Below are 23,484 nucleotides of genomic sequence, written 5' to 3' on the forward strand. Positions count from 1 at the left end.
GATATTTTTCATGAGAAATGTACGGTAAATTGCTGGCTGTCGGGATCGTTGTTGGCGGTATCTATCCCGTCAATATTTATAAAGCCCAAGCTAAAATTGGGGTTGTTCCCGCTTTTAACGATGGTCAAAATATCGCTGAAAGACTTCGGCGAATTTTGCAGGTTAAAGTTTTGGGTGATCTCTTTCACTTCACTCCCGTCGGCCAATTTAAAAAATAAGTTGTTCCCGGAATTTAAATGGTACGTGAGCTTGATGGGATCCGGGTTGCCGCTGACGTCAAAGTTTAAGGTGACCTGTCCAGGCGTTGAAATGATCGCGCTGGATGGAGATGGTGCGGAAATGCTGAATGCTGCCATGATCTTTGTTTTATTGAATGGATGAAACCTGTGAGCTGGTGAATAAATTGTTGAATACTGTTTTTACATTAATATCGAAGGATAGCGATATAAAGGGCGATCCGGCGATGGACTTATTGCTGTTAAGTGGGTTTGGGTTGATCTGTCCGTACCAGACCATACCGCCGTTGATCCGGACAAAGTCCGCCACACGGAAGCCGCCGCCGGTTATCAGATTAAAAGAGCCCAGCAGGTCGGCCCGGTAATTGTCTTTGGCCAGCGAGTTGACGGTGAGCCCGATCAAAAAGGAAAACCGTTTAAAAAAGTCGAGTTTATGAAAGGTCAGCGGATAGTTTTTGTTGACCGGCCGCAGGTAGATATTGGTGCCTAAATAAGGGGCCAGCTGCCCGATCTGCGGGATGACGGCTAATCCAAGGTCGGCGCTGATATATAAATTGGCACGCGTAGTGAAATCCCCCGGAGTGCTGGTACCGGTGATGTAGGCATTACTGTAAAGGCGCTCGGCCAGGACCGTGGTAAAGGTCAGGGATTGCGCGGCTACGTCCTGGTCGATGGTTTTCAGGTCGAGGCTGTACTGCTTGAACTTGTCCGTGATGCCCGGCAAAAAATCTTCGATAATCCCTTTTTTTATCGGTTTCAGGTCTGGATTGTCAGGTAAAATGGGTTGCAGGGCATCGGCCAATGCTTTGCAGGCACCGAGATAGGCAGTTACTTGTCCATCGTCAACGGCATTGGCGCCGGTGGGGTAACGCCAGGCGGGCGGCGCCAGCGGGAAGACTTTTCGCAATGCTTTCACATCGGCGTTATTATCAGGATCCGCGATGGTGCGTTCATAGGCCAGTTCAAATGTTTTGAGCTTCTCGACGAGGACTTTTAGCTGTGCGATCTTACCGTCCAGGGCTTTTTTGCTTTGACTGGATTGTTCATAGGCGGTACAGATGACGCCAAGGGCATCAAACAGGATTTTGTGATGTGCAGCGTCTATCGCGGCAAAATCGATCTTTAAGCCCTGCGCCTCCACCGCGTCGGCGGTTTTTTGTTCGATTTGCCCGATAATCTTATCAAAGGTGACATCGCTGAATTCATGGCTGCCACCGTTGGCTGCCTGCGCGATGGCTTCGGTAATAAAAGGTTTCGCGGTGGTGACCAGTGTTGTTTTCTGCGCATCGCTCAGTTTGCGCCGCATGCGGAAAATGAAAGTGAAGACCTTGTTGGGCGGCAGGCCCTCCTCGATCATCAGGCTGAACTGTTTGTCGCCCGCTTTATAGAACCAGGAGGTATGGTGCCCGAGTTGTTTAGGGTCCTGCATCAGGGTTTCGAGGTCGACATTCTTTAATTTCGGACCGTACCAGCAATCGATCGCCTGCACCTGGTCGATGGTGATCGGGTCCGTAGCCGCCCCGCCGCCGATGATCTGGAAGGGTACGTCAAAGGGCAGGACATCGGAGAACGCATGCAGGCTGAGGTCCATCGTGATCGCCGGTGAGCTGGTGGTAAACGTTCCGGTAGCGGTTTTCGTAACGGTCTTGGTCACCTGCGTGGAGGAGGCCACGGTCTGTCCGTAAGCCCCGTAAATAGTGGCTGCCAGTAAAATGCCTAACAGTTGAAATACGCGGGTTGGGTTAAAGGTCATCGGTCATGGGATAGGAAGAGGTGCGTAAGTAGGATGCCGGCGAAAGCGGTAAGGCCTGTCCTTTAACTAAAGGGCGGCAAAGGGTACAGCGAAGCATAGTTGCCATGTTCATGGATGATAAGTTAAGGCTGTAACTATCTTTTGTTAAAACAGTTACCACGTAAAAATAAAAAATAATATTTATTATTTTTATATACCGGCTAAAAAATATTTTCGCTGCCCTTATCCTGCTCAGGTGCCGGTCTGCGCCCTGATCTTGGTGATGTTATCGGCCATGATATCCAGCGAAAACGCAAATAGAAATATAGATATGAATTCTTCTGGCTGCCCGACAAAATTCTTGCCGTAGGAAAGATAGCCACCGGCACCCATCAAGAGCGTCAGCACGAAAAGCTGCAGCAGGTTATAGGCGATATAGCGACCGTAAAGTATTTTGAAGGACGCGCTGAGCGTAGCCATGCTGATGGTCTTTAAGTCCGTTCCCGGCGAGGGCGGCTGTGCGACGGAAAACATCTGGTGCACAAATGCGAATGCCGGGGGCTTCGGTTGACCGGGGCCTAACGTGGTGGATGAAACCCCCAGGGCGGCGGTCCAGGCGGCATTCAGGTCGGCGGGCAGCGTCGGGATCCAGTACATCAGCGACTGCGGCGCGCCCTGGGGGTTGCTGATCATATCGCCAATCGCTTTCAGCCAGTTGTTGAACGCGTTTTTAAAATTTGGGTGGTTGGCTGCCAACTGGTTGGTGTCATTATAGTATTTAATGACGCCGTTGGTCAGTGCGGTTAATGCCTGGTCCAGGGTGGTTTGTATCCGTTTGGCGGCAGCCAGTGCGGCGTGGGCATCGGTGATACCGCTGCCGAAAGTCGTTGTGCAGATGGTTTGCGCGGGAGCCAGTAAAGCCTGTACGGTAGCCAGGGTTGGGTCTGTCGCCGGTATTGTCGGGTAATAATTGGCCGGGGTAACTAAAAAGAGCAGCAGGCCGGTGACGTAAGCGCCGTAGGCGGTCAGCCCGGTTATTTCTTGCTCCTGGGTTTTGGCCCGCCATAGCGCTGCTTCCGTCGGGTTAAAAACATCGAGTTTCGCTTTGGCCTTCTTTAAACTGTCCTGCGCGTCAGACAATGCCCTGTTGAGCTGCGGTGGCAAGTCGCTGGCGAACAGGTCAGCTTCTATACTGGTATAAAGCCCCGTTTCCGTATCGATTTGCGTTTGAAAGGTTGCCTTGCGTGTATTGTAGGCGGTCCGGGCATCCTCTATTGCTTTGGTAATGACTGTGGTGCCGTTGAGGTTTGCGGCGTTGTTCTCCGGGGAAATGGCCGTCAGCACGGTTTGTACGATCATATTGACATCGGCTTGCAATTTGGGGTCTTCGATCGCTGCGGTAAAGCTTTTGATGTCCTGCACGAGTTGCAGGCCGTTGAGCCGGGCTTGCTCGCGCTCTTTTCTTTCCTTTAAAAAATGGCGGACGAAGGTCCCGGTCAGTAAACCGCCGAAAACAGTCAGTACGATCCACCATTTGCTGAGCCTTTTCCAGATATCGATCTGAACAGGAATGGGCGCGGCTACGGAGCCGGCCATCAACTGGACCTTACCAACGGTCTCCCCCAGGGGTAAGGCGTCGAATAGGTCCGGGTCGAGGTGATAAGCGATGGTCACCAGGCCGCCGGGCAATATCTTTATGGGTTTTGCCGGCAGGGTGATGAGGCTGCCCTGGACAACGGGAAAATAAGCGGAGCTGATCCGGAGCCCGTCGGCGCCTGCTTTGCCGCCGGTCTCGGTGATCACGAGCGGGTCGGTTTTGCGGGTGCTTCCCTGTTCGGCGATATTGATCTTATCCGCAGTCAGTACTGCCGGAGGGCGTACCAGCGTCAGAGGCAGGTACGAGTAGTCGGTCGCGTTGCCGGACTGGTAACGGAGGCTGACATCGTAATTGCCCTGGGCATCCAGCAGCGCCGGGTCGACCGTCAAGGTCAGCGCGGCCAGTTTCGGGTTCCAGGAGATTCTAATGCCTTTTAGATAAGCGTCGCTGGACACATTGCCGTTGCGGACGGCAAACGCGCTGACGGTATCGAAGTGTAGTTCCAACGGCTTATCCAGTTTCAGTTTGACCGGGATTTTGGTTTCCTTTTCGGTGTTTATTTCAAAAGGGGTCCCCTGGACGGTGATGGTCTGGGCGCGTGCGGTCGTCGCGGTGAAGATCAGCAGGATAAGGTAAATGGCTTTTTTCATGTTAATTGATCTTAAGGTTACTGTTGCCGAAGCAGGTAAAGACAAAGGCCAGAGGGTTATAGGAGCGGAAGCGGTTCTGGTTAAAGTTCTGTATGGCCTCGCCGATGTCCTTGCCGTCCCGGTAAAGTGATTGTAATACTTCCCGGATAAAGACAGCGCCGAGGTCGGGGGTGATATCACACTCGGTGCCGACAATAGCGGAAGCGCCGGCGGTATGAAAATCTTCGATCAGGGAATTGAGCGAGTTGACGGTCATGGTGGCGTTATAACAGCTGATTAGGAAGACCAGCGGCAGAGGCGCGCCGTCCCAGGGATCATCCAGCATGATTTTATTGATCAGTAGGCGGTGATATAGCCATTTGCTCAATGGCAGGTTGCCGCTGCCCGGCGGCCAGGAATCCCGTAAGAAAGTGAGGATACGGGGCTCATCGGGTTCCCCTGCAATCGTGCCGGTCTCCAAATGCCCGAAGACGACCAGCGAGGATGGTCTGGAGGCTTCGCTCCACAGCAGTTCCAACAGGTTGCAGTCATGGGTGACCTCCTGTAAGGGCAGGTCCGCCCGGAGGCTGGCGAGCAGTGCCTGGCTGTGGGGGTCGCTGAAATTATTGGCGTAGAGTACGTTTTTGCCGCTTGAGTCTACTGACTGTGCCGTATCCGTCGCTTTAGCGGCGGTGGTCAACAATTGCTCGATCCGGTGCCGGAAACCCCAGAAGCCTTCGATGCAATAGGTGTACAGGTTCGGGTTATGCGGACAGCCCTCGCCGTCACAGTGAAAACCGGGATATAGGTCAGGGTCCAGCGGCGCACCCATGCAAACCGGGTAGTCGGGATCGCCGGCAGCCGGGGGCACGAGGTAATAGTCGTAGATCAAGGGCCAAGGAAAGGAATAATTGACTTCATGCCGGGCTATCTGGAACGAAAGGTTGCTGTTCTTCCTGACCTTTTTCAAGGCGTCCTTGAACTCCTTATCGTTGGCGCTGAACAGCCGTTCGTAATAACTATGGCCGATCCTGGCAAATTTACGCACCTGGTCAAAAAAAGCTTCCTGGTCAGGTACTGCGGCGTCCAGCGGGAAACGCAGGTAGCCCGCGTCGAAATAAGCGGCTTTGAGGAGTTCGCTGAATGTTTGCTGGGCGTCTTTGAGCACGGACTCGTTCAGGCCGTGAACTTCGCGGACCACGGTATCATCTTTGATAAAAAGGGAATGGGTGCCGTCGTTGCCGGCATTGATGCCGATATACAGATCCCGTTCGCCGACTTCGTCGAGGTTGGTGTACCTGGCGGAAGTGGCGATATCCATGCGCACAGTGATAGCGGGCTCTTTTTGCTGCCGGTCCTGATAGGTCCCGACCGTGGCTTCCAGCAGGAAAGCCTGCAACAAGTAGTTTTTCCGGAAAATGCCGAAACGCAGTTGCGCGGTCTCCAGCCCTTCGGGGACTTCCAGCAGGAAGCGGGCGGTGTTCGAGCCGCCCAGTAAGGGCAGCCTGATTTTTTTGCGCTGTTTGGAGGTCAGGATAAAATCTTTGGAAAAAAGGACGACTTCCAGTTCGTGACCGTCTTTGTCATCCGGGTCCGGCAGCAGGGGATCGATGGAATCGACCTTGCCGGTTATCAGGCTTTCCTGCGATGGCTGCCCGATGTCGATATTCAGGCGATAGCGCCCGCCAGGGAAAAGGGGCTGATACCGATCTGCAGACGTGTAACGCAGGGTATCGGAGAGCTGGTCTAGGGTCGCGTCGACGACCCGCTCCTGGGCCTGCCGAAAAGTGTCGAACAGATCCGGCGTATTGATCAGCGTTTTCAACTCCGCCGCGGATTGCTCCAGCTGTAGCTGCTGGCTGGTCCTGAAGAACTGTATCTCGTTGGAAAGGGGTACCAGACCGCTGGTCTCCCGGCCAAAATCACCGCCGAAGTTTTTCATCTGGTGAAAATACTGACCGAAATGGCCGCTGTCTTTAAAGGCAGCGCCGAGTTGCGCACCGGCGGCCGGCGGGAGCTTTTGGATAAATCGGTCCAGGTTACCCGGGTTGACGGTGCGGGCATACTGGTCTACCTCAAGTTTGAAGTTATCCAGCCCGTCTACCATCCGCAAGGCCTGGTTGGCTTCCACACTGGAGTATAGAATGGGGCCGTAATTGGGTGGTCCGGTTCTTTTGATGGCGAATTCGACCGCTTCATGAAGCGGGTAGTCGTGTATGATGCTGTATAAAAACTCTTTCAAAAATAGACGTTTCCCGTCATGAAAGCGGTCATGGACGAGCAGCAGGGACGAGTTTGGGTAACGCTGGGACCAGTCGACCCACTCTGAAAAATAGGCATCAAGAAGGATGATCAGCCGAGGGGCCTGAGCGGCATCATCCCTGAAATAAAAATCACTATTGGGTTCTTCCGCAATGAGTATATCGACGCCCTGATGTTCCGGATCTTGGAAATAGTCATAATCGATGGTTTGCAGGCCATATTCCTGAGTGCCCGGGTCATTCCTGAGCCAGTTCCATTCTTCGATCTGCGACCTTATATTCCGGGCATCCGGTCCGGCGAGCGCGATGCGGAAGGGTAATTCGAAAGCAGGCCGTTTGGCTATGTCCCGGTGATGGATGAACTGGTAACTCTTATCTTTTAGGGTTGCTTCAAAAATCTCTGTCCAAAAGCGGAAGTTATAAACGGACCAAAGCTGCGTTACCAGCGATTTCAGCGGCGCGTCCAGTTCCTGGTCTGCAAAAATGGCCAAAGGAAGGTCTTTGATCCCGTAGGGTGTCATGCGCTGGCGGGGTTCGGCATCCAGCATCTGCGCCAGGTAGGTATCGATGCGCAGATCGATCCGCACACTGGCGAAAAGTGACAGGTCAACGGTGCGGTATTCCTTTCCGGGCGTTTTAACTTTATTGCCCATGCCGTCTTCGTAACTTACGAAGACGTATCTTTTTCGGAATATAAAGCAGAGCTTTACCCACTTATTTTTTTCCGGCTTGTTCATTGTAGTGATAAATAATTAATGTTCAGGTAATTATAAGACCAAATTAAGCAATAATATTTTATTTGATATGGGACGGAAATATTTTTTTTTGATAGTCTGCGGGTAGCATACGCCTAGTGGAAATTTATTTGACAGGCGTTACAGAAGATCGTCCTGCTGCTGAAGTGGCTGAGCTGGGTGCGCATGGCTTTTAAAGAGCAAGTCTAATAAATGAACTTTATAGAAAGAAGGTTTCCGTCAAACGTGCAATTTCCGTTTTGGCCAAAAATGGCATTGGGTGGATGATAGCGAAGCTATCGTCATCTTGGATTTTCTTTATCTAATACTATAAAAAATACAAATCAAATAACAGGTATGAAAGGGGAAGAACCTTTAAGTATAAATGTCGCACTATGTAAATAACCCTAAATAAGATACTAACTTACTTTTTGAATTATAATAGCATTTATAATCGGCAAAGAAGCTAAAAGTTGTAACTGTCTGGTTTGTAGTGAATTGCTTTGGCTTTGATTTTACTCGAATAACCGGAGCTGGATCGAATAGGCGTCTATTTGATCGTCAATATTTTATCAATATATCTTCTAAGGCAGTCAATTTTACAAGAAAAAGAAAAAGCCTTTAAAGTTCTTGATTTTCAATAGAAAAGTTAGAACTTAAAGGCTTTTGCCGGTTCACGTAGTGTGGATCAGGATCGAATTACCGACCTTATTAGGGTTATGAAGACTAATGCATCGTTTTATATTGTCAATTACTTTTGAAGTTTCATAGTATTTAGAAAAGTCAAAAAATGAATAAGGTGTTTGCCTGTCATCCCTCCCTCTCCGCTGATTTTCATACAAAATTGACTAAAAGCCTGTTTTTCGCAAAAAATCAGGCTTTTGACTTTTAACCAACAAGCTAATTTACTCACCATTTCACATATATCCGGTGAGTAATTCGGTGAGTCAGGTCAATCATTTGATTGACTCACCAGAAAGAGGTTAAAACACTGATTGACAACCAGTTCATAAATTGAACATCTTGTCAAAAAATGGCCGCAAACCGATATTTGTTTAACCATTTAGTGAGTCATTATGAAGACAATTTTCAGTGTGCTCTTTTATTTGAAGAGACCAAGAAACTATCAAACAGGTTCCGTGCCTGTGTACATGCGCATCACAGTGAACGGCAAGCGGTCAGAGCTGACAACCGGCCGCGAATGCGAACCATCTCAATGGATCCCTTCCGCCGGCCGGATAAAGGGAACTAAAGAAAATGTTAAAACTTTCAACAACTATCTTGACACCCTGAGGGCACAGGTTGACGACGCACATAGTGCAATGATAAAAGCGCAGGAAAGTATTACAGCTGAAAGCCTGAAAAACCGTTTTCTGGGTAAGGAAGAAAGCCCCAAAATGCTGATTGAAGTATTTGAAGAACACAACAAGCGGTTCGAGAAGCTGGTAGGCAAAGAAGCGACAAAGGGTACTTTGAGCCGGTATAAGATATCGTTGAGCCATACCCAACGTTTTCTGAAGTGGCGTTATAATTTAACTGATATCAGCCTGCGCAAGGTCGATCATCAATTCATCACAGATTATGATTTCTGGCTGCGCTCAGAACGGAATTGCGCTAATAATTCCGCCGTTAAATATATCAGGAACTTTAAAAAGATCATCCAGATCAGCCTGGACAACGGCTGGATAGATCGAAATCCTTTTGTAAAATATAAAGGCAAGGTCAAGCGCGTTCACAGGACTTGTCTTGAGCAAAAGGACCTGATTGCTATCGAGGTCAAAGAATTCCCATCAACCAGGCTCGATCAGATACGTGATATCTTTTTGTTCAGCTGTTATACCGGCCTGGCATATGCCGATATAAAAAAACTGCACCGGCGTGATCTTACCGACAGGTACGATGGGGAAATCTGGATCATGACAAACCGTCAAAAAACCGATATCCCCACCAGGGTGCCCTTACTTCCCGTGGCGATAGCACTGATGCGGAAATATGAGCATCACCCAAAATGTTCCGATACAGGATTGATCTTTCCGGTACCCTCTAACCAAAAGGTAAATGACTATCTGAAAGAGATCGCAGAAATGTGCGGTATTAAAACCGGGCTGACTTTTCACATAGCCCGTCACACCTTCGCGACTACGGTCACTCTTGCCAACGATGTGCCGATTGAAAGCGTTTCTGTCATGCTGGGGCACGCCAACATCAAAACCACGCAGGAGTATGCAAAAGTGCTGAATATGAAGCTAAGCAAGGATATGCTTCTATTGAAGCATAAGTTTAAAACAGGAGTTTGATCTTCAGAACTGTTACGCTGCGAATAATTAAATCCATAGAATTAAATCAGATTACATGAAAAACGAACTTACGGATGATGCTGGAATTGCCGAAAAAATATACTTGATAAGAGGAGTCAAAGTAATGATCGACCGCGATCTTGCGGAAATGTATGGTACGATTCCCAAACGCCTGCGACAACAGGTCAAAAGAAACGAGGAAAGATTTCCTGAGCATTTTATGTTTCAACTGACGGATGAGGAAGTTGATATCATGGTTTCACAAAATGTGATACCATCCCGCCAATACCTGGGCGGAACAAGACCTTACGTGTTCAGCGAACATGGCATTCTGATGCTTGCCAATGTTATTAAAAGTCAAATGGCCATAGCAATGAGCATCAAAATCATAGAGGTTTTCGTCAAGTTGAGGGAAATGCTGATAACGCAGAAAGATCTGCTGTTGAATGGATAAACCACACCTGACTGACCCCATTTGGCCAATTTCAAAATGACCATCTTTAGCGCTTAAGTTCAAGCTTTTAGGAAAAGAAAGCAAATTGGCGGTGAGGGGTCAGTGCTATTGGTTTATCCAATCAAGGAATTAAATAATTAACCTCTTTGTGATTAGTTGCAAACTTAGTTTTGTTTCACTTTCTAATGTTATTTAACATGAAAACTAGTTTCATCTTGCTCCTCTGTTTGAAGAAACCAAAGAACTACAATGACGACCCAGTACCAATTTACCTGCGCGTTACAGTGAACGGAAAACGGGTGGAAACCACAGCATCAAGAACCTCTGAACTCTCGCAATGGAACAGTAAAGCAGGTCGCTTAAAAGGCATAAAGGAATCTGTTCGGGTATTCAACGCATATCTGGACACATTGCAGGCAAATGGTTTATGCAGCTCACGAAAGCCTGACAGCCCAGAAAGCAGCGATCACTGCCGAACGCTTAAAAAATGTGTTAAACGGTAAGCCAAAAAAACTCTATACCTTAGGCAACAGAATGAATAGACGCTATTTTAAGCATGATATGTATTAATAAGTGAACCTGTGATCCGAATATGGAAATTCAAAGTTCCGATAGCTGGGATGATTCACGCTGCCTTAGAGCTATCACGTTCTGTCTTTTCGCTCGGATTAAACCGGCAGAAAGTTTTTAAGTTAGGCGCCAGTTTTCCTTGTGCTGATCTTGAAGGGGTAATACAATGGACAAAAACTGACAAATCCTGTTAAAATGAAGATAGCGGCAAGGGCCAGCAGAATAATTGCAAGCGTCCCTGACAGAACACCCGTATAGTATAAGATCGCTATTGCAAGCGCCGCAAGGATCCGTAAAGAACGGTCAAGCGTACCCATGTTCTTTTTCATTGCATTAATTTTTTAATAAAATTAACCTATATAAAAGTACTGGTTGGTGACAAATGTTACATAGAAAGATGATCTTGGTCTTATTTAAATAAAATGTCGAGATCTTTATTAAGAACAATGTTGGGCTGGAATAACTAAGCGTCGAAATTATGTAGTAACTTGATCTCGTTGCGATATAGTAAAATCTTCCCGTTATTTTCAAGGATTTTTAGGAGGCGTGAAATAACTACCCTGGAAGTGGCCAGCTCATCGGCAATCTGGTAGTGGGAGGCTTTAATCAGATTGGAACCTGATAATCTCTTCTTTTCTTTCAAATAAGCGATCAGTCTGTCGTCCAGCTTATGAAACGCGATACTTTCTATCGATTTTAACAATTCTGAAAAACGCTCATTGAAGCTCCGCATGATATAATTTTTCCAGCTGGGGTATTTGCACAGCCATTCATCCAGCTTGTTATGCGGAATGGCTATGATCTGAAGGTCCCCTTCAGCGATGGCTTTAACTTCGCTCTTTTTTTCTTCCAGGCAACAACTGTATGCCATAGAGCAGGTTTCGCTGCTGGATAAATAGTATAGCAATATCTCATTGCCATTATCATCCTTTTTCAATACCTTTAATGTACCTCTTACTACGAGGGGCATCATACGGATGTATTTTCCGTAATCCATAATGATATCACCGTCTTTGAATGAGCGTAATTCACCAAACGTCTCAATTTCTTCTATCAGCGCGGGTTCAAACTGAAAAGCAAAATTGGCAGATTCATCCATGTAGCTAAGTTAACAGTATTGCGCTACATTATTCCAGTTTCCGCCATTGATGACATTGGTTATACCGCTTTTTTCTAATATTACTTTTGCCTGCCCGCTCCTGCCTCCGCTTTGACAGCAAACAATGATATTTTTCTTATTCCTGAACCTGGAAAGTTGTTGCGGCAACTGGTCTAACGGAATATTGACAGAACCTTTAGCGTGGCCGCCTGCAAACTCACCGGGAGTGCGTACATCAACTAAAAATGCGCCATCTTTGATTAGACTTTCCAGGTCAACAGACGGCGAGCCGCCAAATAACTGCTTAAATAAATTCATATTAATTTTTTATTTGTTTGGTGCCATTGTCATCGGTTGGCGTTTCTATTATTTTAGGAGAAAACGAACACAAGCCGGTTGAACACAGCGTTTTGTTAAATACCCCTATCCCGGTATAAATCAGGCCTCCGATAAAGCTTACTAAATCTTTTTTGAAAATCCCTTCCGTAATAATCACTAAGCCGATAATGACCCAAAGCCTGCGGCCCAAGGTCCAATTGTACAGTATCGTATTTTTCATAACCTCATATTAATGACCGGCACTTAAATCCGGATGATAATGGAGGCCTGGAGTCAACCAATGGAGCAGGATAACCCTTGAGTATCTCATGTTGAAAGGGGCAAGCAGGCCAACAACACCTAATAAAACGATAATGTACAACCAGGGGTTATCGCTTCCTGTTATGATGGATGTACCAATGGCCAGGGCTACCAGTTCGGCCACGATAAAAGCGTAACTTACATACATAGCACCATAGAAATATCCCGGTTCCCGCTCATAGGTCATCCCGCAATGCGGGCAATTGATGTGCATTTTCTGGCCGCTTAAACTATATAAAGGGCTGGTATAAATATCTCCGACCCGGCATTTGGCTTTGACAATGGCCGGCCACATCGCCAGCGCCTTTTCTTGCTTCTCTTCCATTTTAATGATGGTTAAGTATCTAATGATCACACAAAGATCCCTCGAATCAGCTTTAGCAACGGTAACAAATGTTACACTCGATTTTCAACGACTGTCTTTCTAAGATTTACTTCATAGTTAAAGGCACTAATATTTTTTTACAGAACGGTATGATCCCCAATCATTTCACTTAATGCCAGCCCCCATTGCGGAATTTTCCCGCCCAGGGTATAATACATTTGCTTAAAGCCCATTTTCAGGGCGTAAGGTGTAATGCCCATCTCCAGGTGGCTTTCCTTACCGCCCCACCATTCATTGGTACGCATGTAAAAACCTTTTATGCCACCCATATCACCCATGCACAGCAGTTCAAATTCCATAGGTTTAATATCTCCCTTAATGGCGCCTAATTCTTTCGCTATAGTGTTAGCCAATACTTCGGCTTCCATGTGGCCCAGTGACCCGATCTTAGGAACGGTAATTGCAGCGGCGTCACCAACCGCGAAAATATTCTGATAATCGGGATTGCGCATATACAGATCGGTGACGACAAAACCCATATCATCGGTAAAAGGCAATTCCTTTAAAAAGGGATGTGCCTGCCAGTCGGGGAAAATGATAGATACCTCTGCTTCCTGTGACGAACCATCGTTAAACTCAATACCGCCGTTATAGATCTTTTTGATACCATTTGTATTTGCCTGGTAATGGTAGCCCATTTTTGCCATCATGGGTAATAGCTGATGCAATATCGTTTCTCCTGCATCTTCCGCAATTACTTTTGCAGGAGTTGATAGATAAATTGTTTCGGCATTGCCTTTTTGATTTTTTTCCAGCCAGTGTGCCAATGAAAATGCAAGTTCAACAGGCGGGCCTTCGCATGCAGTCATGGCTATAGGCAAGCCGGACGGCAGCTTCCAGCTCTTGCCCTGGTGAAAAACATCAGAGGTGAGCGCTATAGGCCCTCCTTTGTATTCCTTATGCAGGTAATTTCTCAGCCGGTTACCCAAAAAAGCGTCCGTAACGCTATGTCCGTTCTCATTAAAACCGTCCACCGCATCGTAAGCCAGGCGGTTACCCAGCGCAACAACCAGGTAATCATATTTTATTTTTCTTACCGGGTGACCGGGCCGTTCGTTCGGCTGGTAAAATACGGTGTTGGTATCGGCATCAATGGTAGTTACCTCTGCCTGGATAAATTCACTTCCGTCATGTTCCAGGTACGACATGAATTTATATTGCAGGTCGATTGCCGGGTTGATATTGGCCAAAACCTGCATAGGGATATTGGGAACAAAGGTGAGTAATGCTTTACGATCAATGATGGTAATGTTCGCCTTGTCCTTTACAGCAGCATGAATATATCTGGCTGTTGTAAGCCCGGCAAAATTGCAGCCGAGGATAATGATATGAGGTTTTGACATACAAGTTAATTTAAATGTTGAGAACTTTGATTAATGGGGTCATGATGATCTTTGACCTGACTGAATTGGAGATGAGACAGGCCGTTTCTGATTTTTGCAACACCCTTTCGGCTCTTTCCCTGTCTTTTTCATCAGCGATGGTTACCGTGGGCTCAAGAATAACCTCGGTCATCATGAATTTCCCGTCCACCTGTTCGAGTTTCCCTTTTGAATTGCAGCTGAAGCTCACAAATGAGAGTTTCGAATTTTCTGCAATGGCTAAGAAGGTGGTCATTAAACAGCTACTCACGGCGGCCGTGAACAAATGCTCGGGCGACCAGATCCCGGGAACCCCTTTCGGAAACTCGGGGGGTGTCGCGACTTCAATGCAACTGCCGGCATCCCGGTTTAACTCGGGGGAACACATCATGCCTTTGCGTTCTGTATTCCAGTTAACTTCTACGTTATAATAATGCGCTTCCATCGGTTGTTTCCATTTTGTATTGATCAGAAAGCCAATTTACCTTTGTTATAATAAACAAATAATGACCGTCAATAGCCTCATTCATGATGTTCATCACTTATCGGGCGCTTAGCACTAACGGGGGGCAACTTGAACGATCCGTTACAAACCTTCCCGTTATCAATCTTTGACGCCTACTGCCTTTAAGATCAATTCCAAAGGACAAAACCTCGTAAAAGCGGACTGGACTAAATTAAGTCCGACAAAAACACCCAGCCATAACCACTGGATATTTATTGTGTAGGCCAATATGATACTGGTTAACACCATAGTGCCGGCAACGGCACGTACTATTCTTTCTTTCATATTTTTTAGATTATAGAAATTTCTCTACCGGCATGATGAATGTCCTGACCGGAAATTTTTCATCATGCGTTTCGTTATAAATTTTTATTAATTCCATACCTTTTTTCGCATTTGCCGACGGCGTAAACGTGAAGATCATCATTGACTCAACTTTTTCATCGCCGCTGGCAAACCAATCTTCCAAAAAATTAGTGCCTTTACCTTGCTTCTGTCCTATGATTTCGCTGGTACTAAAAACATTAATGTTTGCCTCTTTAAATATTTTTGAAATATCGCCCACGCATTCTTTTAGACAGGTTACGACCAATAGTTTCATGACGCGGATTTTTTAGGATTAAGATGAGTTTTACGCATCATCTTGAAATATAATAAGGGCACCACGATCAGGGTTAGGAAGGTGGAAGTGATCGTACCGCCCATCAGCGAGATAGCAAGCCCCTGAAAGATCGGGTCGAACAGAATGATCACTGCGCCTAAGGCCACTGCGCCGGCTGTTAGTAATATAGGCGTAGTCCGTACCGCACCAGCTTCGATAATGGCTTGTTTGAGCGGGATGCCCTCATCCAGCCTGATATTGATAAAGTCGATCAGTAAGATAGAGTTACGCACCATCACACCGGCGAGGGCTATAAAACCAATCATGGAGGTTGCGGTAAAATAAGCGTGCAGCATCCAGTGGCCTAACACAATACCTATCAATGAAAGCGGTATCGCAGCAAGCATCACCAGCGGCACCGTAAAATTCTGGAACCAGCCTACGATCAGGATATAGATCATGATGATTACTACGGCGAAAGCGATACCCAGGTCGCGAAATACTTCAAAAGTGATCTGCCATTCCCCATCCCATTTCAGGCTGTAATTATCCTCCAGTTCCGGCTGATGAGTGTATTCCTCTTTTAGCGAAAAGCCTTTGGGAACTGTCACCGACTTCAGGTGGTCAGAAACATCCGAAATAGCATAAGATGGACTTTCCAGGTCACCAGCCATATCACCCAGTACATAAACTACTTCTTTTTGATTTTTACGGTATATGCTTTTCGGTTTGGTCTGCCGCGTTACGGTAACCAGGTCCTTTACGGGTACTGCGTTCCCCTGTAATCCAATCACCTTTAGGTTCAGCACATCATCTATATTGCTCTTATCGGCGTCGCTCAACTGTAGCTTAATTGCGGTTTGGTTATAAGCAGCGGGCTGGGCTGTATTGCCAACCGGCATACCCGACAGCCCGGCGTTAACCGTTGCAGCTATTTGTGCCGTAGCGATACCATAACGCATTGCTTTTTCCTTATTCACTTCAATATGATATTCCGGCTGGTCGTCTTCGACCATCCAGTCAACGTCTACCACATTGGAGGTTTTATTCATTAAAGTTGTTACCTGCCTGGCCACTTTGATCTGCTCCTTATAATCAGGCCCGTAAATTTCAGCCACCAAGGTTGACAACACCGGTGGACCCGGGGGAACTTCCACGATCTTCACATTGGCATTATATTTTTTGGCAATTTCCTGTATTGGACCACGCATTTCTTTGGCGATGTCGTGACTTTGGATGCTGCGGTCATTTTTATCAACCAGGTTAACCTGTATATCGGCAACATTGTCTCCCCGGCGCAGATCATAATGGCGCACCAACCCGTTGAAGCTGATCGGGGCAGAAGTGCCGATGTAGGTTTCATAATTCCTGACAAGTACTTGCCTGGATACATAGGATCCTATATCTTTTGCTACGGCCTGTGTCTTTTCGAGAGTGGTTCCTTCCGGCATATCAACCACTACCTGAAATTCATTCTTGTTATCAAATGGCAGCATTTTAACGGCCACCGCCTTGGTGTAGAACATCGATAACGATGCGAACAGGATCACCACGATGCTTAGTATAAATGCCCAGCGTTTCCACCGGGTTTCGAGTAAAGGCCGTATAAATGAGCGGTATATTTTATAGATGCGGGTTTCTTCCAGTAGTTTTGGTTTGCTTTCTTCGTCAGCGATACCATGCTTCTCTTTCTCGCGTAAAAAAATGTAACCCAGGTAGGGGGTTAAGGTCAAAGCAACTATCAGCGATAAGATCATAGCGATTGAGGCTCCTATCGGCATTGGGCTCATATAAGGCCCCATCATACCGGATACAAAAGCCATTGGCAATACAGCTGCAATTACAGTGAAGGTTGCCAGTATGGTAGGATTACCAACCTCGTTAATGGCATAGATGGCGGCCTGCAATGGCGGCAATTTTTTCATTTTAAAGTGCCGGTGCATATTTTCGGCGACGATAATAGAATCATCTACAACGATACCCGTAATAAACACCAAAGCGAACAAGGTAATTCGGTTAAGCGTGTAATGCATAAAGTAGTAGGCAAACAACGTAAGCGCGAAGGTTACCGGCACAGAAAGAAATACAACTAATCCACCTCGCCAGCCCATCGCCAGCATTACAAATACGGTTACCACCACGATGGCGATAAACAGGTGAAGCAGTAATTCCCCCACCTTGTCTGACGCGCTTTCGCCATAATTACGGGTGACGGTTAGATGCACATCGTCAGGCAATAAACTTGCTTTTAAATGCTCCACCTTACCAAGGATCTGTTCAGACAATTTCATGGCATCCGCGCCTTTCTTTTTGGCGACAGATAGGGTGACAGCCGGGTAATTCGATTTAAAGGCTTGAACATTTTTAGTATCCGCTTTCCCATAACCAAACAGCACATACTGATTCGGCGTTTCCGCACCCTCATCAACTTTGGCTATCTGTTTCAGATAAACCGGCTGCTGCTGGTTAATACCTACCACCAAATTGCCAACATCATCTGATGAAGTGAGAAAATTCCCGGTTTCGACGGAAAAGGCAGTATCTTTTTGCAGCAGTGTGCCACCTGGTAATTGCATATTACTACCCTGAATTTGTTTGCTCAACGACAAAAAGTCCACATGGCTTTCGGCCATCTTACTTTTATCCAGCAATACTTTTACCTCGCGGTTACGGCCGCCGATGATATTGACATCAGATACATCGTTGATTTTCTTGATCTCGTTAGCCAACTCCTGTCCCATCTGTTTCAGCTGGTAATCGTCATATTTATCACTCCATAACGTTAACCCTAATACCGGCACATCATCAATGGCCCTGGTCTTGATCAATGGCAGCGTAACGCCTTGCGGCATTTTATCCATATTCTTCAATAGCTCGCTGTAAAGCTTTACTAATGAACGCTCCACATCTTCGCCCACGTTAAACTGCACGATCACCATGGCTTGTCCCTGCATAGAAGTTGAATAAACGTATTCTACGCCTTTGATATTCGAGATCATTTTTTCAATTGGTGCCGCAACTTTGGTTTCCACATCTTTGGGGGAGGCACCGGGGTACCCGATAAAAATATCGGCCATCGGTACCTGTATCTGTGGCTCTTCCTCGCGCGGAATTAAGAAAGTGCTGTAACCACCAATGAGTAAAAAGGCGATCATCAACAGTATGGTTAATTTCGACTGTATAAATGCCTTAGCAATATTTCCTGCAAATCCGTCTTTCATGTTCTTATTTTATTTTAACAGCTACACCGTTATACAATCTGCCTTCTGCGCTGACAATAAATTGCTCATTTAAAGCCAGTCCGCTTAATACTTCTACCTGGTTACCCTGCGCTTTGCCCAGCCTTACCCAGCGAAGCAAGGCGGTATGGTTACTGCCAATAGTGTATAAGCCAGTTAATTGGTCCTTATATTCGATAGCCGATACCGGAACCATCAACTGACTACCAGTATTGTTGGTTTTTATTGCCGATGGTAACGGGATGGCCACATTGGCGTACATGCCGGCAAACAAGCCTTGCTTTTCGTTATCTGGGATATTTACTTTGATCATATACTGGCCGCCGCTGTTTTCAGAAGACTGGTTGATTTGCGTTATTTTGCCATTAATCACTTTATGAATCGCATCGACATTTATCGTTACCTGCGCATCTTTTGTTATTAGGCTGATCTCGCTTTCAGGCACAGTTGCGCTCACCTGGTAGCTCCCGCTTTGTTCAATGGTCAATAGTGGCATTCCGGGGGTGGCCATGCTACCGGCATCCATCATTTTCTGAGTTACGGTTCCTGAAAAAGGAGCGGTCAGGCTGGTGTAACTGAGCGTGGCGTTTACCTCATTACGTTGTTGTTTTGCTGCTTCCAATCGTGCTTTTGCCGAACTGTATTGCAGTGTAATATTGTCGAGTTCCTTAGCTGAAGCACTTTGCTGTTTATACAATGCGGTAAAGCGGTCATAGTCCTTTTGTGCGTTCTTAAAACCAGCTTCAGCTTCTGTTATCATCGCATCGGCCTGGGCCCGTTTCGCCAGGATATCGTCATTGCTGATAGTCGCCAGCGTTTGCCCTTTATTCACCCGGTCGCCCACTTTAACATTGATCTTCGTGATATAGCCCATGACCCTGGTGCTGATATTGGCTGTTTGACTGGCTTCTACTTGTCCGCTTACCGTCAATCCCTGGTTGGCATCAGCCGAAGGTTGGCTTACCGTAACAAAAATGGCGGTATCTGCACCGGCGTATGTGTCTTTTTTTTCGTTGGAAGAACAGGAGCTAATAAGCAGCAAACCCATCGTTGCAAATAGCTGTAAAGTCCTGTTTTTATGGATCGGCAAGTTCATATCTGATGGTTTATTTGGTGGTCGTTGTTGTTAATAATGTGATATAGGCGTTAGTCACATCTGCAGTAAACCGCGCCTGTGCAAGCGAAAATTTCAATTGGGACAACTGCGTATCTGAAGTCAATATATCTGTGGTATTGACCAGCCCTTGCTGGTAACGGTTCTGTAAGATTCTCAGGGCCTCGGCTGCCTGTTCTATCGCGGCCTGGTCCTGGCCCATTTCAAATTGTGCATCGGACAGGTCGCGGTAAGCTTTGTCAAGCTCCAATTGGCTCTGGTCTTTTTGCTGAGCTAACTGCATGGTAAGTTTGTCACGCTCCAGTTTTTGTGCGGCAATAACATGTTTGGTCTTATTCCCGTTAAAAACGTTCCACGATAACTGTATACCGACCAGGTAAGCTTTAGCACCGAACCCGGCTAAACGGCTGTCGTTATACTGGTAATTGCCAAAGGCATTCAGCTTTGGCAGGTAACTCATCTGGCTCGATTTGATCATCAGGCTGGATGCATCAATTGCTTTCTGCATGGCCATAAAGTCTGACCGGTTAGCGAATATCTTTTGCGTGCTGTCGATAACTGACAAGTTTGTTTGCGGCTCATCAGCGATGCTGTAAATTTTCCCGGTCGGCTGCCCCATTAACAAGCTGAGGTAATCAGAAGCGTTAAGGATACTGCTTCTTGCTTTTGCCAGGTTACTTTCAACCGAGGTTACATGCACTTGGGCATTCAATAAGTCCGACTTTTGGATCAACCCTTGTTTAAAGTGATTTTCGGTGAAGGTATATACAGACTTTGCTGTTTGTCTTGCTTCCGTCAAAACTTTCTCCGCCTGGTAGGCCAGTTGCAGCTGCAAAAACGCTTTCGTGATTTCGAAAGTAGTGTACTCCTGGGTGCGCTGTGTCTTATACCGGTAAATTTCGGTTTGTTTTTCAGCACCTTTACGCATGTATAGCATATCAATGTTGAGCAGGGGTTGTTTGACCTCCACTTGTGCCATATAATCCGGTGTTGCAGAAGGATGGTTTAAAAAAGCAGGATTAAAATCGTTTTGAGTAATGCTGCGCTGCTGCAGTTTAAAACCAAAAGCGCTGAGCGGATTGTTTGTGCTCATAGCTGTATAAGAGAGATCAACCTGCGGCAGAAAGATCGCCTGGGTCTGGTTGAAATTTGACTCCGCAATACGCTCGTCCAGACCAGCCACTCGAATAGCTTTGTTATTGGCTAAAGCTGCCAAAATGGCCTCATTCAGGCTTAGCTTTTGGTGGATGTCCTGCGCTTGCGCTATTGCGAGGAAGCCTGGTATTCCTATATAGAGCATCAGTGCCCATTTGATCAATTGCTTTATTTTGTTCATCAATTAAGTTTTTAACAAAAGTAGTTTCAGCAAAAAAGTTAAACGGTAACATTTGTTACCTACGCTGCCAGGTACAAGTATTTACGTCCCATCGGGCTCTCATCTCGTTTTGACCGGCAATGCTAAATCAAAAAATAGGATTGGAAATAGCATTCACCCTGGTGTAATCATTCTCTCCAGCATCTGGCAGAAACCAATGATTTAGTTAATCTGATTATAAAGTTCAGGGCGATTAACTATTAAATAAATGCTCATTATCAGGAATTAAGATGATTTTTGTCTTTAGGTGAACTATGGACGTTAGGATTGAGGCCGGGTGGTATAAAGCTGTATAGCACTCATCTGCCATCCGATCGCTGTCAAAACGAGGTAATATACCCTGCATGCTGGCCGTGATCATACTGAGCCACTGATCGGGATGATTATAATACAGCGGAATGATCGTTTTTTACAACAAGTTGTACAGGTTATGGGCATCGGTTTATCCCGTTGAAATTCATGTTCACTAATTTGAGTGTTAGGAACAACAAAGCCATTCACTCTATCCACAACGAATTCCGGAAACCAGCCATCAGGAATCGAAACATTAACACATCCGTTCATTGCCGCCGACATCCCGCTCGTACCTGAAGCTTCGCGGGTCAGCCGCGGCGTGTTGAGCCAGGCATCTGCCCCTTGTTTAAGCAGTCGTGATAAACGCAATTCATAACCGGCTAAAATCGCGCAGTTTGGGTAATACTTACCTAAGTTTACGATCTTATCAAAACTGGCTATTGCCTCATAATCCATTGGATAAGGCTTTCCTGCCCATATCATTTGAACCGGTATTTTGTTGTCGGTCAGCGGTTGCCATCAATTCGTATCAAAAAGGAAAGCGATGGGGGGAGTAAATTTAAAGTTTTATCTTACCCACCGAATAGCCGCCTTAAGAACCAATGCTGGCTATTCACATCGCTCCACAATTCTGAAAGTCAGATAGAGTGTTTATTGATGATTACTATCCGGGCGTGGCACATGATTTGATTTTGCACGTATCGCGCATAGAAAAAAATATTTATACATAAAAAAAGCCGCCCACAAGCGTGGGCGGCTCCTCAATCAACTATTATCTGGCATCTCATTTCACATCCCAGAAGATCTTTGTTGTACGGGTATCTTTTGCCTTTACATCATTATAATGACTGTTAAGACCTGTTTCGATACTTGGATATACTAACCTGTTTGGCGGAGTAGTGTAATTGGCCAATTTACCTGTACTTGGGAAATTCAATACTGGATATTTTGTACGCCTGTATTCGCTCCAGGCCTGGGTGCCTTGCATAAAGCCGAAATGCGCCCATTTCTGTGTCCATATTTTTGCCAGTTTTTGGGTTTGTGTACCTGTATAAGCTACCGAAGCCGAACTTAATAAAGTGGCAATATCAGCTGCGTTTAAAGTTGGTTTATTACCGGTACCTAAGCTGTTCAGATAAAAATAATAGTAAACAGACTGGCTAACCGCAGTTTCGTAAGCTGCTTTAGCATCACCACCTCCCCAACGCTCAAAAGCCTCAGCTTTCAGGAAGTTAACCTCAGGTGCGGTTATTACGATACCCGGAAGTTTGTTATTGGTTAAGAAAGTGGTTGAATCAACTACCGAATATTTTGCAGCGTCAGTTGAAGCCTGCTCGCTTGTAAAAGTTACCGGCATTGCCTGGTAGGTTTTGTTACCATTTTTATCATATAATACCGGGATCCTTGGATCATTAGCTGGCAACAATACGGTATTTAACAGGTAGTCTGGCGCATAATTACTACCACCTTCGGTAAGTGCGTTTTGCAACGATCCGGTGTAAGTAGTTAACGGTGTTAATAAAACGTCGGTAGCCGCCGGGCTGTAAGCCGCAGTATTACCTCCATCAATCAATGGATATGATGTTGGATCAGCAAGCATTTTGGCTACTTCGGTTTTTGAACCAGCTTCATCATAAAAAGACATACGCATCAGCATACGTAAACGGATAGAGTTAGCGTACCTTCTCCATTTGTCAACGCTGCCGCCTAACAAGATATCCTGTTGTGTAAATGCTTTGCTTGACTGGCCTGATAATGTAGCTGTTTTAAAATATGTTGAAGCAGCATCCAAACCAGCGATGAAGCTTTTGTAAAGCGCTATCTGATCGTCAAATTTTGGATTTTTTACAGTAGCGCTTGTCTCAAGGCTACCTGCTTCGCTAAACGGAATGTCACCCCAGCAATCAACCATTTCTGATGCCTGGTCATATAAAACCACTCGGGCAGCATTCATGATTACATCGTTAGACGCCTTATCCGTAGCCGACATTTGGTTATAGGTAACTTCCATGGTACGGTACAAAGCCATTACACCATTGGCCGAACCATTTGGATGATAAAAATCTTCCCAGCGGTTGCCCATGTATCCGTCATTAGGCTGATATACGGTATTGGTATTAGGCAGGAAACATGTTTGTGAAAAATCAGCTGTGGCCGTTAATACAAACGTTCTGTAATGCCAGTACTCAGCCCTTACCCTGGTATTATTCAACATACCGGTAAACATGTACGGGATAGTTACCACGGATGTTTTTTCCGGGTTATTAAATTTCTCGTCGATGCTTTTTTTGCAGCTTCCCAATGATAAAGCAAGCAAAAACGCGTATCCTATATTTTTAAAATTCTTTTTCATAATTAATGA

Annotated in this window: 21 protein-coding genes; 3 read left to right on the forward strand and 18 right to left on the reverse strand. The window is 46.1% G+C overall.

The genetic code is table 11. The features are described 5' to 3' along the window. Positions 1-8: 8 nt before the first annotated feature. From J3L18_RS20445 to J3L18_RS20460, 4 genes are all read right to left on the reverse strand, one after another. Positions 9-356, reverse strand: a complete 348-nt coding sequence (locus J3L18_RS20445; protein WP_129571611.1) for a hypothetical protein — start codon at positions 354-356, stop codon at positions 9-11. A gap of 10 nt (positions 357-366) precedes the next feature. After that, on the reverse strand, positions 367-1,989 hold the full coding sequence (locus J3L18_RS20450) for a hypothetical protein (RefSeq protein ID WP_129571610.1): 1,623 nt from the start codon (positions 1,987-1,989) through the stop codon (positions 367-369). A gap of 231 nt (positions 1,990-2,220) precedes the next feature. Then, positions 2,221-4,215 carry a hypothetical protein gene (locus tag J3L18_RS20455; protein WP_129571609.1) on the reverse strand — a complete coding sequence of 665 codons (1,995 nt, stop codon included), beginning with the start codon at positions 4,213-4,215 and terminating at the stop codon, positions 2,221-2,223. A 1-nt stretch (position 4,216) separates the two neighbouring features. Continuing rightward, positions 4,217-7,192: a hypothetical protein gene (locus J3L18_RS20460; protein WP_129571608.1), complete on the reverse strand. Its 2,976-nt coding sequence runs from the start codon at positions 7,190-7,192 to the stop codon at positions 4,217-4,219. Between the two features lie 1,073 nt (positions 7,193-8,265). Here J3L18_RS20460 and J3L18_RS20465 point away from each other — a divergent pair. From J3L18_RS20465 to J3L18_RS31115, 3 genes are all read left to right on the forward strand, one after another. Next, a complete protein-coding gene (locus J3L18_RS20465; protein ID WP_129571607.1) occupies positions 8,266-9,486 on the forward strand; it encodes a site-specific integrase in 1,221 nt (406 codons plus the stop codon). A gap of 55 nt (positions 9,487-9,541) precedes the next feature. Continuing rightward, positions 9,542-9,940, forward strand: a complete 399-nt coding sequence (locus J3L18_RS20470) for an ORF6N domain-containing protein (RefSeq protein ID WP_129571606.1) — start codon at positions 9,542-9,544, stop codon at positions 9,938-9,940. A gap of 197 nt (positions 9,941-10,137) precedes the next feature. Beyond that, a complete protein-coding gene (locus J3L18_RS31115) occupies positions 10,138-10,443 on the forward strand; it encodes an Arm DNA-binding domain-containing protein (protein WP_189549471.1) in 306 nt (101 codons plus the stop codon). Between the two features lie 189 nt (positions 10,444-10,632). Here the strand turns inward: J3L18_RS31115 and J3L18_RS20475 are convergent, their stop codons facing one another. The 14 genes from J3L18_RS20475 to J3L18_RS20540 all read right to left on the reverse strand — a co-directional run bounded on the left by J3L18_RS20475 (position 10,633) and on the right by J3L18_RS20540 (position 23,475). Next, positions 10,633-10,839, reverse strand: coding sequence for a YgaP family membrane protein (locus J3L18_RS20475; RefSeq protein WP_129571604.1), 207 nt, complete (start codon positions 10,837-10,839; stop codon positions 10,633-10,635). 134 nt (positions 10,840-10,973) lie between these two features. Then, complete coding sequence (locus tag J3L18_RS20480; protein WP_129571603.1) at positions 10,974-11,609, reverse strand: Crp/Fnr family transcriptional regulator; 636 nt, start codon at positions 11,607-11,609, stop codon at positions 10,974-10,976. A gap of 9 nt (positions 11,610-11,618) precedes the next feature. Continuing rightward, entirely contained in the window at positions 11,619-11,927 is a 309-nt protein-coding gene (locus J3L18_RS20485) for a rhodanese-like domain-containing protein (protein WP_129571602.1), read from the reverse strand. Position 11,928: 1 nt separating this feature from the next. Then, positions 11,929-12,168 carry a hypothetical protein gene (locus J3L18_RS20490; protein WP_112657487.1) on the reverse strand — a complete coding sequence of 80 codons (240 nt, stop codon included), beginning with the start codon at positions 12,166-12,168 and terminating at the stop codon, positions 11,929-11,931. A 9-nt stretch (positions 12,169-12,177) separates the two neighbouring features. Then, on the reverse strand, positions 12,178-12,573 hold the full coding sequence (locus tag J3L18_RS20495; protein ID WP_129571601.1) for a DUF983 domain-containing protein: 396 nt from the start codon (positions 12,571-12,573) through the stop codon (positions 12,178-12,180). Positions 12,574-12,710: 137 nt separating this feature from the next. Further along, a complete protein-coding gene (locus J3L18_RS20500; protein WP_129571600.1) occupies positions 12,711-13,976 on the reverse strand; it encodes an NAD(P)/FAD-dependent oxidoreductase in 1,266 nt (421 codons plus the stop codon). A 10-nt stretch (positions 13,977-13,986) separates the two neighbouring features. After that, positions 13,987-14,439: an OsmC family protein gene (locus J3L18_RS20505; RefSeq protein WP_091175553.1), complete on the reverse strand. Its 453-nt coding sequence runs from the start codon at positions 14,437-14,439 to the stop codon at positions 13,987-13,989. A gap of 159 nt (positions 14,440-14,598) precedes the next feature. After that, positions 14,599-14,784 (reverse strand): YgaP family membrane protein, encoded by a 186-nt coding sequence (locus J3L18_RS20510; RefSeq protein WP_091175555.1) that lies wholly within the window; start codon positions 14,782-14,784, stop codon positions 14,599-14,601. Positions 14,785-14,794: 10 nt separating this feature from the next. Next, positions 14,795-15,100: a hypothetical protein gene (locus J3L18_RS20515; RefSeq protein WP_129571599.1), complete on the reverse strand. Its 306-nt coding sequence runs from the start codon at positions 15,098-15,100 to the stop codon at positions 14,795-14,797. Then, positions 15,097-18,321, reverse strand: a complete 3,225-nt coding sequence (locus J3L18_RS20520) for an efflux RND transporter permease subunit (RefSeq protein WP_129571598.1) — start codon at positions 18,319-18,321, stop codon at positions 15,097-15,099. Before J3L18_RS20520 ends, J3L18_RS20515 begins: the two co-directional genes overlap by 4 nt. Positions 18,322-18,325: 4 nt before the next feature. After that, positions 18,326-19,435 (reverse strand): efflux RND transporter periplasmic adaptor subunit, encoded by a 1,110-nt coding sequence (locus J3L18_RS20525; protein WP_129571597.1) that lies wholly within the window; start codon positions 19,433-19,435, stop codon positions 18,326-18,328. A 10-nt stretch (positions 19,436-19,445) separates the two neighbouring features. Next, positions 19,446-20,789: a TolC family protein gene (locus J3L18_RS20530; RefSeq protein ID WP_129571596.1), complete on the reverse strand. Its 1,344-nt coding sequence runs from the start codon at positions 20,787-20,789 to the stop codon at positions 19,446-19,448. Positions 20,790-21,185: 396 nt separating this feature from the next. Further along, a complete protein-coding gene (locus tag J3L18_RS20535; protein WP_129571595.1) occupies positions 21,186-21,605 on the reverse strand; it encodes a hypothetical protein in 420 nt (139 codons plus the stop codon). A 301-nt stretch (positions 21,606-21,906) separates the two neighbouring features. Continuing rightward, the gene (locus tag J3L18_RS20540; RefSeq protein WP_129571594.1) at positions 21,907-23,475 is read right to left on the reverse strand and encodes a SusD/RagB family nutrient-binding outer membrane lipoprotein; all 1,569 of its coding nucleotides are present in this window, start codon (positions 23,473-23,475) and stop codon (positions 21,907-21,909) included. Positions 23,476-23,484 lie beyond the last annotated feature (9 nt).

The organism is Mucilaginibacter gossypii, from assembly GCF_017569325.2.
In the GTDB taxonomy this organism is placed as follows: domain Bacteria; phylum Bacteroidota; class Bacteroidia; order Sphingobacteriales; family Sphingobacteriaceae; genus Mucilaginibacter; species Mucilaginibacter gossypii.

Bases quoted from the DNA above. Each gene is read 5' to 3' on its own strand.
- J3L18_RS20445 (WP_129571611.1), bottom strand. From the start codon at position 356: ATGGCAGCATTCAGCATTTCCGCACCATCTCCATCCAGCGCGATCATT.
- J3L18_RS20450 (WP_129571610.1), bottom strand. From the start codon at position 1,989: ATGACCTTTAACCCAACCCGCGTATTTCAACTGTTAGGCATTTTACTG.
- J3L18_RS20455 (WP_129571609.1), bottom strand. From the start codon at position 4,215: ATGAAAAAAGCCATTTACCTTATCCTGCTGATCTTCACCGCGACGACC.
- J3L18_RS20460 (WP_129571608.1), bottom strand. From the start codon at position 7,192: ATGAACAAGCCGGAAAAAAATAAGTGGGTAAAGCTCTGCTTTATATTC.
- J3L18_RS20465 (WP_129571607.1), top strand. From the start codon at position 8,266: ATGAAGACAATTTTCAGTGTGCTCTTTTATTTGAAGAGACCAAGAAAC.
- J3L18_RS20470 (WP_129571606.1), top strand. From the start codon at position 9,542: ATGAAAAACGAACTTACGGATGATGCTGGAATTGCCGAAAAAATATAC.
- J3L18_RS31115 (WP_189549471.1), top strand. From the start codon at position 10,138: ATGAAAACTAGTTTCATCTTGCTCCTCTGTTTGAAGAAACCAAAGAAC.
- J3L18_RS20475 (WP_129571604.1), bottom strand. From the start codon at position 10,839: ATGAAAAAGAACATGGGTACGCTTGACCGTTCTTTACGGATCCTTGCG.
- J3L18_RS20480 (WP_129571603.1), bottom strand. From the start codon at position 11,609: ATGGATGAATCTGCCAATTTTGCTTTTCAGTTTGAACCCGCGCTGATA.
- J3L18_RS20485 (WP_129571602.1), bottom strand. From the start codon at position 11,927: ATGAATTTATTTAAGCAGTTATTTGGCGGCTCGCCGTCTGTTGACCTG.
- J3L18_RS20490 (WP_112657487.1), bottom strand. From the start codon at position 12,168: ATGAAAAATACGATACTGTACAATTGGACCTTGGGCCGCAGGCTTTGG.
- J3L18_RS20495 (WP_129571601.1), bottom strand. From the start codon at position 12,573: ATGGAAGAGAAGCAAGAAAAGGCGCTGGCGATGTGGCCGGCCATTGTC.
- J3L18_RS20500 (WP_129571600.1), bottom strand. From the start codon at position 13,976: ATGTCAAAACCTCATATCATTATCCTCGGCTGCAATTTTGCCGGGCTT.
- J3L18_RS20505 (WP_091175553.1), bottom strand. From the start codon at position 14,439: ATGGAAGCGCATTATTATAACGTAGAAGTTAACTGGAATACAGAACGC.
- J3L18_RS20510 (WP_091175555.1), bottom strand. From the start codon at position 14,784: ATGAAAGAAAGAATAGTACGTGCCGTTGCCGGCACTATGGTGTTAACC.
- J3L18_RS20515 (WP_129571599.1), bottom strand. From the start codon at position 15,100: ATGAAACTATTGGTCGTAACCTGTCTAAAAGAATGCGTGGGCGATATT.
- J3L18_RS20520 (WP_129571598.1), bottom strand. From the start codon at position 18,321: ATGAAAGACGGATTTGCAGGAAATATTGCTAAGGCATTTATACAGTCG.
- J3L18_RS20525 (WP_129571597.1), bottom strand. From the start codon at position 19,435: ATGAACTTGCCGATCCATAAAAACAGGACTTTACAGCTATTTGCAACG.
- J3L18_RS20530 (WP_129571596.1), bottom strand. From the start codon at position 20,789: ATGAACAAAATAAAGCAATTGATCAAATGGGCACTGATGCTCTATATA.
- J3L18_RS20535 (WP_129571595.1), bottom strand. From the start codon at position 21,605: ATGATATGGGCAGGAAAGCCTTATCCAATGGATTATGAGGCAATAGCC.
- J3L18_RS20540 (WP_129571594.1), bottom strand. From the start codon at position 23,475: ATGAAAAAGAATTTTAAAAATATAGGATACGCGTTTTTGCTTGCTTTA.